The organism is Desulfosporosinus sp. OT (genome assembly GCF_000224515.1).
Taxonomy (GTDB): Bacteria; Bacillota; Desulfitobacteriia; order Desulfitobacteriales; family Desulfitobacteriaceae; genus Desulfosporosinus.
This window is the reverse complement of record NZ_AGAF01000024.1, coordinates 1-11,026: the sequence shown is the minus strand read 5'-3', so window position 1 is coordinate 11,026 and position 11,026 is coordinate 1. Positions and strand designations below refer to the sequence as shown.

The window sequence follows — 11,026 nt, the reverse complement described above, 5'->3', positions numbered from 1 at the left end:
GAGTGCATTATTTATTATATGGAGAATGGACGGCAGGGCATATTTTTGGCTGACCGTCTTTCTTACGATAATGCGAAGCGATTAAAGTAGCTTATGGTCTAAATGGACAGTGGGATAGAAATGAGAGAAAACGCGAGAGTTGTTTTGTGCGTCACTGCCATGATATCACATCAACATTAGTATTGGCAGTGAAATGTAAATAATTCGGAAAAGCAATGATTCTATCGATACCGCCAAACTCGCCAATTTACGATTATGCCTTCCGTTGTAATAAGCTTTATGAAATAATATCTGTTTGCTATGACTTGGGCTTTTACCCAGTTGTAATGAAATATCTCGCTTCTCTGCCATGGTTTGCAATAGTCGAACTGCTGTTGTGGACTTTTAATGTTTCATAAAGATGATAAACCTGACTTCAACACAGGGTATATGTATTGTCGCAGATTATGCGTCTTTATAGATTTTACAACTTGGTGACATCTGAACGATACTTTCTACATATTGTCGCACTATACTAAAACTGCATGAGGGGTTTAGTGCACGAACCCCCCAAAAAAACAGTTGGAGGTTTATTAGATGATTAAAAAAAATATACTCGTTTTTACATTGACCCTATCCATCATAGGCGGTGCCACTGCAATTGCCTATGCCAGTCAAAGCACTGTTGACTCGACTAAAAACAAGGTTGTAACCCTAGCAAGCAAATCTGAAGTGAATGGTATAAACCAGTCTATTGAGGGAAAAACAGGGGATGAAATCAATATCACGAAAGGAAAGATCAGTGATGAAGAAGCGGTAAATATTGCTGCGAAGGCTATGAAGGATTATATGGGGCTGGATGCTAATTCTTTTGGTGAAGCTCATATTACTAGAACGAATGCCCAAGACGACTTCAAGTTTTTTATGGATTTATATCCAAAGGAAGACGCTGCGGTATTGAAAGAAAACGCCCAAAAACATACTGCCAATGTAATCAATGTCCAGTTTATTCCGGCAGCTAACTTAAAAGAGCCTATGCCAGCTTCAAATAGTATCGTCATCAATGAAGAAACAGGCGAAATAGTTACGTTGATGGCTTCGAAAAACATTGATGGAAGTTTTAAAGCAGTCATTGATGATGCGAAAGTTCAAACCGCGGTTATAAACTTTTTCGGTAAATTGGGGAAAAATGTTCAGTGCAATACGATAAAAGTGACTAAGACCGCAAACTTCGGAACCATCAGAGCCTTTTGCGATCTGGAAGACGGACGAGATGTATGGATGACCCTTAATCTGAAAGATTACTCCGTATTAGGCTATGAAATCAATTATGATCGCTTAATCACCTTACCTTCAGTCCAAAAAGACTATGATGAGAATTTCCGGGAACTGCAAGTGAAATAAGAATTAAGGTAAGAAGCTAATAATATGACTGATTAGATGGATTAATTGCCTTTACTGGCGCTTAATCCATCTAACTGTTAAAAAGGATGAGGGTTTATACGATGATAAAAATTTTAATTATTGAGGATGATGTCCCCATAGCCAATTTGATCCAATTAAATTTGAATACAGCCCAGTATGAGAGTTCCATCGTTTTGAACGGCGAAGATGCTTTCAATGTGATTGAAAGAGAGAGTTTTGATCTAATACTCCTGGATGTTATGCTTCCCAAAGTTGATGGATTTACGTTATTCGAAACGATTAAACGGTTAGGGATTCCGGTTATTTTCTTAACGGCTAAAAGTTCAGTTGCCGATAAGGTATATGGCTTAAAAGCAGGAGCAGATGATTATATTACGAAACCCTTTGAGGGCATTGAATTACTGGCTAGGATTGAAAATGTCTTAAGGCATTACAATAAGAAGAGCAACATGATCCATTTTAAAGACCTGGAAATATACTTGGCAGAGATGCAGGTTAAAAAGAACGGAGAACTGATTGAGCTTACTCTCAAAGAATTCGAATTATTGGTGTTCTTAGTCCAACATAAAAATCTCGTATTAACCAGAGATAAAATCTTAGAAAAAATTTGGGGCTATGATTATATCGGGGAAACCCGGACCATAGACAACCATATCCAAAAGTTAAGAAAAAAGCTGGAATGGAAAGATGAAATTAAAACTGTATTTAAATTGGGATACAGGTTGGAGGAATAAATGAGATTTTGGCAGAAGATATTTTTGTCCACGCTGATTGTCTTTGAAATTTTCTTTATTCCTGCCTGCTTATATCTGATTAACAGCAATTTTAAGCTGAATACCAGTATGGCGATTGACTCCGGTATAAGTGAACAGAATCGATTTTGTACCTCTTTAGAATCCAATTTATACCTGCTAAAAGCCCAAAAATCCTCAGATTCCCAGGCAGCTGAAGTGGATAAACAAAGCATCGATGCCATGATCAATACCTATCTGGGCAATCTGCGAGAACAGGATTTATATTTGGATGTGATCGATGAAAATAATGACGTTATTTTCAGTAATTTAAAAATTAGCACCATAACCCAGCGGGATGAATTAAACATAGCTTCCGATCAAGTCAATTACATCATCCGGGATTTGGGGGATAAGACGTATTTATTTATAACGAAGAAAGTTGATTTGGATCACAATCCCTATAAGGTTTCTTATGCTAAGGATATTTCGAGTATTTATAACAATCGGGCAAACCTGTTAAACCTTCTGCTCAGATTAAATATTCTTGTCTCAGGAATTTTGGTCATCGTAACCATCGTATTAAGTAAATTTATTGTAAAGCCCATTAATAAGCTGATCCAATCAACCCAGACCATAGCCGAGGGGAATTTCAGCGCCAGAGTCAAGGTAATGTCCAATGATGAGATTGGATTGCTGTCCGAAAATTTCAATGCTATGGCTGGCGTGGTCGAAGACAAAATAAACCAGCTGGAAAAAATCTCAGAGGACAAGCAACGGTTTATTGATAACCTGGCCCATGAGCTAAGGACTCCCTTAACCTCCATCATTGGCTATGCTGATTATCTCCGAACCAATAAATATGATGAAGAGATTTTTATCAACTCGTTAAGCTTTATCTATGAAGAAGGAAAAAGATTGGAGAAACTGGCCTTGACCTTAATGGATCTGATTGTCCTGAGGAAAGAAGATTTTGCGATGAAAGAGGAGAACCTGGAAGAGCTTTTCATCGATCTTAAAAATTCCTTTACCCCCAAGTTGGAACTGAGAAATATCGATCTAGAATTATCGGTCGAGCCTCTTCGTCTTTTGATGAATAAGGATTTGATGAAGATTTTACTGGCCAACCTGGTTGACAATGCAATTAAAGCCTCGAAGAGCGGGGATAAAATAGCCCTAAGCTTGCATAGGGATACAGAAGCAACTATAATTCTGGAAATCAAAGATACGGGGATTGGTATTTCTGCAGAAGACATAGCACAGGTTTTTGAGCCATTCTATATGGCTGATAAATCCAGATCAAGGGCAAATGGCGGGGTAGGCCTGGGGCTTTCCTTATGTGCAGAAATCGCCAAAATTCATGATGCTGAACTTAAAATAGAAAGTAAGCTGAACGAAGGTACAACGATAAAAATTAGTTTTAATCAGGATGACTCCAATATGGAAAACGATAAACCGTAACAATTCTTATAAATTTTGATTATGGAACTTAAGTAGATACTGCATTTACTTTATTACGATAATTACTTTGCAACTTGAGGACAGAAGAAGAATTAAAATTTTGAGAGAAATGGTTTGTAAAAATTTAATCTTTGTCTCCTTCCGAAGCATCACGCAACCATGGTAAACTTAAGCTTCCAGAGGATCTGACAGATACCTCTACTTTTACTTCTAGAGGTTCCTCTGCGCTTTACGGGAAAACCAAACTTCTTAATATTATGTTTACCGGGGAACTGGCACTTCAATTATCTGGAACTGGAGTCACTGTTAATGCACTAAATCCAGGGTTTAATGTGACTGGTCTCGGACGTGAGCTTTGGTTTGCTACTGCTCTTGAACGCATTTTAAGATTTTTGCATATCGGAGATCCACGTAAAGGAGCTGACATTATTACTCATTTAATTGTAGGGACGCAATATCAAGGAGTGACCGGTGGCTATTTTAACGTTGGAAGCGGCAAGTCTATTATTCCTGCATACCCTGGCGGAGATATTACTATGCAAAATAAACTCTGGAATGAAACTAAAGAATTGTTGCAACGTAGAGGTTTTATAGAATGAGTAAATATATATATGAAGGAAACTTCTAATTATTGAGTATTAAACATCAAAGAAAGGAGCTATGGAAGATGAAAGGCTACATTAGATGTTGCTTAGAATAACTTGAACCGTAAACGGGATGCCGAGAGGTATCCCGTTTAATCATATGGTTAGGCTTGAATTGATCGCGCCCTGGCACCAATCACACCTGTTAAGAATTACATCTTGAAAACGAGTAAGACTTAACAAAAACAACTATGCTATACTTCACATCGGAAACACCTATTTCAGGAGGTGAAACGTCCATGCGAGGCTGTACCTATTGTTATGCTTCGTCAAGTCAGAAACAGCACAACGGCGTGTGGCTGTGCATGACCCAAAAGCTCCGATGATTACTGGCTATCCACGGGGCGATGAAATCATAACTGATCGCACAACGCCGTCCCAAATATTCAACCAACTTAGTATGTTTTAGGACATCATGACAAAGTAAGGAGTGTAATTGTGAAAAACGTGTATTTTTATGACTTCCCCATCGGGACGATTGGGATTGAAGAAGGTTATGCCCTCTCACGGAACTCTCTGTTTCAAAACTTGCCGATATGTTCATGGCGCTTATCAACTCAATTATTGGGCAACAAATATCCACAAAAGCCCAAGAAACCATTTGGGAGCGTTTTCAAAGCATGTTTGCGCCGGTAATGCCGGAACACATAAATTCACTACCAGCCGAAACGATACAAACATGCGGAATATCCCTGAAAAAAGCGGTATATATCAAAGAAATCGCCAGCAGTATAGTGGACGGAAGTTTGGATTTGGCTCAATTACAGACAATGCCCTGGTAAGCCCAAAATCATAGAAACGGTTTGGGGAGCGGGGTATCGATTAAATGCCTAGAGGTCCAACAGTGTATAGATTACAGGTACAACGATGCCAAAGGATTGTTTCATAGGAAACTGCCTTCCGTTGCAGGGCAAAAATTGTATAAAGGGTAATAAAGGGTTTCTAGCACGGTTGCCCTTTTACATCCGGTCTGTTCCACAAATGTTTGACATAATTTGCATGTTTGTAACGTGTTCGTAAAACTAAACACACACGATGCGGGTACGTAGAAAGAATTGAATTTGTCCCTATAAGCAAACAAGATGAGAGGCGATTTTCCTCTCATCTTGTTTTGCTTATACCTGCTTTTAATTTTAGGTCGAATAAATTACAGGTTGACAACATTAGAACTGGGTGAGTTCATGTCCGATCTGCGAATGATATGATTTACGACTTTAACGACAGTGGCTGGTGAACTTGTCAGTTTGACCACTCGGAACTCTCTGGATTTTTCACCGTATAATACGTTTAGAATATCCAATACTTTTCCTTTAGTGGCAAAGAATGTTGCTTCATCACTAGCACCACGCAGTTCTGGTGCCCATAGGTGCTCAATTTCCTGACCTAACTTTGATAATTCAGAACGGAAATGCAAATACATAAGAACCTCCTTAATTCGCTCATGTTTTACTCATTCTATCAAAAAAGTGTTAAACCTAAATTATCGGTTTGTAAAGTGTTCGTAAAACTAAACACACACGATGTTATTATATGTTATCGGAACGTTTTTGTGAAATATTGCCAGCCTGAGTCCGAAAAATGCCCAAGCCAATGATAATCATGATTCCTACGAAATACCAATAAGGGGATTCGTCCAAATATATGAAATAACGGAGAAGATGGCGCCTTTTTTAGGTTACATTGTTTCGTTATAATTTTTAAAATTAATCGTTGACAGATATATCGGAAGGTGATATATCTAATATATCGGTAAACGATAGATCGGAGGTTGATTGATTTGGATAATAGTTCACCTTTGACCGAAGCATTATTTTATATATTGTTGGCGGTACGCACACCAAACCACGGATATGGAATAATTCAAGATATAAATGAAATGACAGGTGGCAGGGTGGTATTAGGCCCGGGCACCTTGTATGGCGCCATTAACTCTATGCTTACAAAAGGTTGGATAAGTTTATTCAGTGAGGATAAAGAATCAAGGAAGAAAAAGGAATATTTACTCACTAAAATTGGCAGGGAAATATTTGAGAAGGAAGTTAATAGGTTAAATGAACTTGTAGAGAATGCGAAGAAGATGGATAAAGGGAGATGAAAGAATGTTAAAGTTCAAACTCTATTATGATAAAGATGCCGAAGAAGTTTGGTTGAGAGAAATGTCTTTAAAAGGCTGGGCGTTTAAAAAATTCTTTCTAGGGTTTTATACTTTTGAGCCTTGTGAACCGGGAGAATATAATTATCAGATAGATTTGCTTGATAATTGGAGCGGTAATAAATCGGATTATGCATCGTTTATGGAGGACCTGGGAGTAGAAGTTATCGACCAATGGTGGAGATGGGTCTACCTGAGGAAAAAGGCAGCAGATGGCCCCTTTGAAATGTATACAGATGCAGAATCAAAAATTTATTTGTATAAGAAAATTATAAACTTCTTTAAAATATTTCTAGTTATCGAGGCCATTTGCTTCTTTATGGAACTCACAGCTACAATCCGCATCGGTAATTTCATATTCGGAATTTTTACCCTTTTACTGGGGGTCATATCTTTAGCCATCTTAAATGTAGTTTGGAAATGCAAATGGAAAATTGAACAATTAAGCAATGAAAAAAAGTAGGATGTCTTAAATACCCAAACTGCAAGATGATTTAAACAGTTTCCCTTCGGCTTAGCTATCGCCTCCTATAATTTACTTAATCCTTGTTATCACAGGCAGACACTTTATTATAAAGCAAGGAGTGAATATACAAGTACGCACCTATTTGTACCTATAAACTTATAAATAATATATTTAACTATCCATATTGGTGCAGTTTTCTCCATGTAGGGCAATTTACCACCAACTTTTCTATGTGTATAGTTTTAAAAGGCCTAGTGATTGGTGGAAGGAAAAGTAAGACGTTCGTCGAAATAGTAAAGGACCATTATTTGCTGATTATTGGATTTATCCCTATTATAATATCTGGTTTTGTGTTAGGGGCGTATGTGAGCGGCGATAGAGTCAGAGGCAAATTTCACCCCATTCTGGATAGGGTTAAAACGGAGGCAAAAATGAAAAGCAAAATACTCTTAGCAGCAATGCTAGTTGCCTTGATTGTAGCAGGATGTGGAAAAACAGCTCCAACTAATAACACCCAACAACCCAGGGAGGAATCCCCCGCAGTGGAGACTGCCAAACCTTCCGTGCCCGCTCCAACCCGGGAGGCAATTGATTACCATCAATACCTTAAAAAAACATGGGTTAAGAAAAATGATGCTGATAAAAACTTCGGAAACGAAGTGTCTTTTTCTATTTCTAAAATTGAAAATGGAAAAATAACGGGAGAACTCATGGTGGTCGGTCCTGCTCCATCGTACCCTAATGCTTCGGCCAATTTAAACGGAATAATGATTAATGATACGGCTGAATGTCAGTTCACTGATTCGAGAGAAAATAAGGGAACTATTAAATTGGTCTTTGAACCAAACAATGAGATGGAAGCGACTATCACCCTTACGAAAAAAGCACAGGATAGTAAAGCGCAGCCGCCGGTAGGAACTTTCCAGTTCGCTCCGTATAATCTTAAAGATATAGAGGGCTTTAGTCCCATTGAGAATCAATCCTTCATGGTGGATTTAAATTCATGGGGCAAGGTTAAATTTGTATCCGGAAAATTGACAGGAGGCAGCCATATACCGGCAGTATTTTATTTAACCGATGAAAACGGGGATATCCTTAATAATTTTCAGGCAACCCTCCCCTATATGGTAGACGTTAAAGCGGTTTTATTTGAAGATGTGAGTAAAGACGGGCTAAAAGATATCATCATCATTATTGATGATGGTTATGCTGGACAAGGGGATGTTCCATTAGCTACCGTCTACTTTCAAAAAGCTGATGGGTCTTTTGCTAATGATCTGAAGTTGGATCAAGAAATAAACGATTCAAAGAACAATAACGATGTAAAAACCGTAAAGAGCTACCTGGCTGGGAAAACTATAACTTGAATTATGAATAACAATTTTAGTTAGTGGTCTCGAAAGTGCGGTTACCCATATGGGTGCTTGCAGTCATCGATGCAAGAAGAAATATTGAAGACATATTACTTGAAAGATTCATTTAGTATGTATGTATTTTGCTTAAAATACTGCTGGCTTTTGCTTAGAGTTTGCTATGACCTTCGGAACAAATAAGGCCGCCTCGTTGTATGAGGCGGCCTTAACCCTGTGAATAGTCAGGGACAAGTTTTATCTTTTGATCATAAAGAAGAAATAACCGCCCCTGCCAAGGATTGCGGTTATTTCTTATAACCTCTAATTCGGGCTAACCTGCGGGGACTGTGTCTTGACGGGCAGACCTTTATCGGGGTCAAGACAAAGCCGCATTGAATGAAGTTTCGTTTAAGGGCGCGACACTCAAAAATGTGTCCTTCCTTTCGGCGTTTACCTTGTCTAAAAAATATTATCGTGCCATCAAAGCCATCTGCTTTGACGGTGCGGTGATGGATAAGCTGACTAATGCCGCGCTCAAAGGCATTGAGGCCGATTTGTCAAAGGTTACTGTCATATAAGGAGGCGAAGAATATGCAAAACAATTCAATTCAAGTGAAAGGTTTGCAAAAGTCCTACAAGCAGCTTCAAGTCCTGAAGGGCGTAGATTTTGAGGTGGAAAGGGGCAGTATTTTCGCCCTGCTCGGCTCCAACGGCACGGGCAAGACAAGATGAACAACTTCTTAGGCCGTAGATAAACTCTGGGGGAAATGAACGAACTTAGAGATCAAGCCCAAACTTGCAAGATTTATTAATTCAGGTGGAACAGCGCCTGCAAGATCTGGGCGCCGACGAGATTCGCGAGCGCATTCAAAACGTGATCAAGCGCCTTAATGCTCTTCCCCGTATAGATGCCAAAAACTTGGTAAGGCCTGTCTTTAAGGGCTTTGTAGAATTGAGCTATGAGCGTAGTATCGAAAGGCGAGGATTCCCTCACTGGGAAGTTCCAGTTGTTCGAGCATGTTCTTTATCAAACGAGTTTTTCCGCGGAGTTCCTAATTCAAAATTGATAATTATGATGGCAAGAAGTGTTATTAATCCACCGACAAGCTGGATGGCTAAAACACGTTCTTTGAGAATAAGGTAACCGCTGAGAACTCCAACAACTGGGATCAGATTTAAATAGATGGTTGTTAGAGCCACATCCAAACGTTTCAAGGCATAGTTATACAATAAGTAGGCTACACATGAACAAAAAATTGCCTGAAATAAAATGTTACCTAATGCTATAAGCGAAACCAGTTTCCATTCTTTATACTCGAAAAGTGACAAAGGAATAAATAACAGGGTTCCAAAGATCGTTTGGTAGGCAGTTGAAAATAACCCCGAATATTTTTCTTGAAGAGACTTATTGACCAAAGTAAAAAATGCCCATGACAGCATTGCAGCAATCATTAAAATATTGCCAATAAAATGGGCGGAATTTAGTTCAACCCTACCATTGGCGGTAACAGCAAGGTAAGAACCCCCTATGGCTATGCCAACTCCCAATAGCTTTATTAAGGATATCTTGCCGTGGAAGAATAGTACATCTAAGGTTATTGTAATAATTGGAACGACGGAAACGATTAGGGAAGCGTTTGTTGCGGTGGTAAATTTGACTCCGATGTTTTCAAGGATGAAATATAAGGTGATGCCAAAAATCCCGCCTAAAACCATTTTCGGCAGATCAGATTTATCTAGTTTCGCCTTTGGTTCAACTCTTCGGATAATCATCCCGAGTATTAAGGAGGCAATCATAAAACGAATAAGTGCCATTGTGATAGGGGGAATTTCAATAAGAGTTGCCTTAATGCTAACATAAGAAATTCCCCAAATAATTATTACAGCAACCATGGCTAAATTGGCCTTCAATACATTTTTTGTCATAATTTCCCTCTTCTATTAACATGATTGACAATAACCCATTATACTACATTGTTCCTAAATCGAAGTAGTTCATTGAGTATCAGTTAAGAAATAACAGAAGAAATTTTCTAGTGGTTTACTCATACTATTTTATGCGTTTTTTGCCCCGGACGAGGTAGCCAAATTCGTCGCTGTGCAGGTTGGCGAAGGACGGTTAGGCGAACCTATTTAGTAATGGGGTGGTAAGATGATCTCAATGGTTGAGGCGATGTATCTTCTTCTTTACATGTGCTTATTTTTGCATAATTGCGTAAATACAGGAATGAAGAAGACTTTGAGCCCCAGTATTATAGGGCTTTATTTTATTTACTTTGGTAAAGATAATTATACATATATAATCAAGGAAGATTGGCATGTGCAGGATTTTGCCAGATAATCTCGAAGAAGTATTATCTGGAAAGAGAGGAGCTCTGTTAGGGAGGAATCATCGTCGTGCCGAAGGGACGAGAAATCTTCGAATTTTGCGCCGTACAGCATGAAAACAACAAGCCACCGTTCACAGTGCAACGGTGGCTTGAAATAATTCTGGAACTGAGGGGTTGAGCTTAAACAGGGAGCAGAAAGAACAGGCTGTAGCGACAATTAAGAAATTGATTAAAAGTAGGTACCCTGTTTCTAATCTGACCGTCGGGTTAGATCGTTATTTGCAGGGCAATTGGGAAAAGTTCGTTAGTTCATATTTATGGGAAAGACAATGATATAACAAAAGGAAGGGTTTTCTACATTCTTCTTGCTTTAATTATAACATATAAAAAATTGTAAGAATAGACTATTTGTTCCCATTTGCTACTGCTATAATGCAATAGCACGTTAAGGCGATTTGTTGGAAGGGTATTGTTATGGAATCCAAA

The 11,026-nt window shown here is 38.7% G+C and carries 11 protein-coding genes and 1 pseudogene; 10 read left to right on the top strand and 2 right to left on the bottom strand.

Annotated elements, in window-relative coordinates; all coding sequences use genetic code 11:
* Positions 1-576 precede the first annotated feature (576 nt).
* The 5 genes from DOT_RS02030 to DOT_RS28225 all read left to right on the top strand — a co-directional run bounded on the left by DOT_RS02030 (position 577) and on the right by DOT_RS28225 (position 5,022).
* The gene (locus tag DOT_RS02030; RefSeq protein ID WP_009613489.1) at positions 577-1,383 is read left to right on the top strand and encodes a hypothetical protein; all 807 of its coding nucleotides are present in this window, start codon (positions 577-579) and stop codon (positions 1,381-1,383) included.
* Positions 1,384-1,484: 101 nt separating this feature from the next.
* Entirely contained in the window at positions 1,485-2,138 is a 654-nt protein-coding gene (locus DOT_RS02025) for a response regulator transcription factor (protein ID WP_009613487.1), read from the top strand.
* Complete coding sequence (locus DOT_RS02020) at positions 2,139-3,596, top strand: HAMP domain-containing sensor histidine kinase (protein WP_040410970.1); 1,458 nt, start codon at positions 2,139-2,141, stop codon at positions 3,594-3,596.
* A 131-nt stretch (positions 3,597-3,727) separates the two neighbouring features.
* The gene (locus tag DOT_RS02015; protein WP_009613483.1) at positions 3,728-4,195 is read left to right on the top strand and encodes a short-chain alcohol dehydrogenase family domain protein; all 468 of its coding nucleotides are present in this window, start codon (positions 3,728-3,730) and stop codon (positions 4,193-4,195) included.
* Positions 4,196-4,782: 587 nt separating this feature from the next.
* Positions 4,783-5,022, top strand: a complete 240-nt coding sequence (locus DOT_RS28225; protein ID WP_009613480.1) for a putative DNA repair enzyme domain protein — start codon at positions 4,783-4,785, stop codon at positions 5,020-5,022.
* 365 nt (positions 5,023-5,387) lie between these two features.
* On the opposite strand, the gene DOT_RS02005 is transcribed toward DOT_RS28225, so the two are convergent.
* Positions 5,388-5,660, bottom strand: a complete 273-nt coding sequence (locus DOT_RS02005) for a hypothetical protein (protein ID WP_009613479.1) — start codon at positions 5,658-5,660, stop codon at positions 5,388-5,390.
* A gap of 357 nt (positions 5,661-6,017) precedes the next feature.
* Here DOT_RS02005 and DOT_RS02000 point away from each other — a divergent pair, with 357 nt between their 5' ends.
* From DOT_RS02000 to DOT_RS01980, 5 genes and pseudogenes are all read left to right on the top strand, one after another.
* Positions 6,018-6,335 (top strand): helix-turn-helix transcriptional regulator, encoded by a 318-nt coding sequence (locus DOT_RS02000; protein ID WP_009613478.1) that lies wholly within the window; start codon positions 6,018-6,020, stop codon positions 6,333-6,335.
* A 4-nt stretch (positions 6,336-6,339) separates the two neighbouring features.
* Positions 6,340-6,855 carry a DUF2812 domain-containing protein gene (locus DOT_RS01995; protein ID WP_009613477.1) on the top strand — a complete coding sequence of 172 codons (516 nt, stop codon included), beginning with the start codon at positions 6,340-6,342 and terminating at the stop codon, positions 6,853-6,855.
* Between the two features lie 434 nt (positions 6,856-7,289).
* The gene (locus tag DOT_RS01990) at positions 7,290-8,225 is read left to right on the top strand and encodes a hypothetical protein (protein ID WP_040410973.1); all 936 of its coding nucleotides are present in this window, start codon (positions 7,290-7,292) and stop codon (positions 8,223-8,225) included.
* 377 nt (positions 8,226-8,602) lie between these two features.
* On the top strand, positions 8,603-8,788 hold the full coding sequence (locus DOT_RS01985) for a hypothetical protein (protein WP_040410968.1): 186 nt from the start codon (positions 8,603-8,605) through the stop codon (positions 8,786-8,788).
* Between the two features lie 13 nt (positions 8,789-8,801).
* Positions 8,802-8,936: pseudogene (locus DOT_RS01980) on the top strand (nucleoside triphosphate hydrolase); the annotation flags it as partial.
* Between the two features lie 264 nt (positions 8,937-9,200).
* Here the strand turns inward: DOT_RS01980 and DOT_RS01970 are convergent.
* On the bottom strand, positions 9,201-10,136 hold the full coding sequence (locus DOT_RS01970; protein WP_009613473.1) for a DMT family transporter: 936 nt from the start codon (positions 10,134-10,136) through the stop codon (positions 9,201-9,203).
* Between the last annotated feature and the right edge of the window lie 890 nt (positions 10,137-11,026).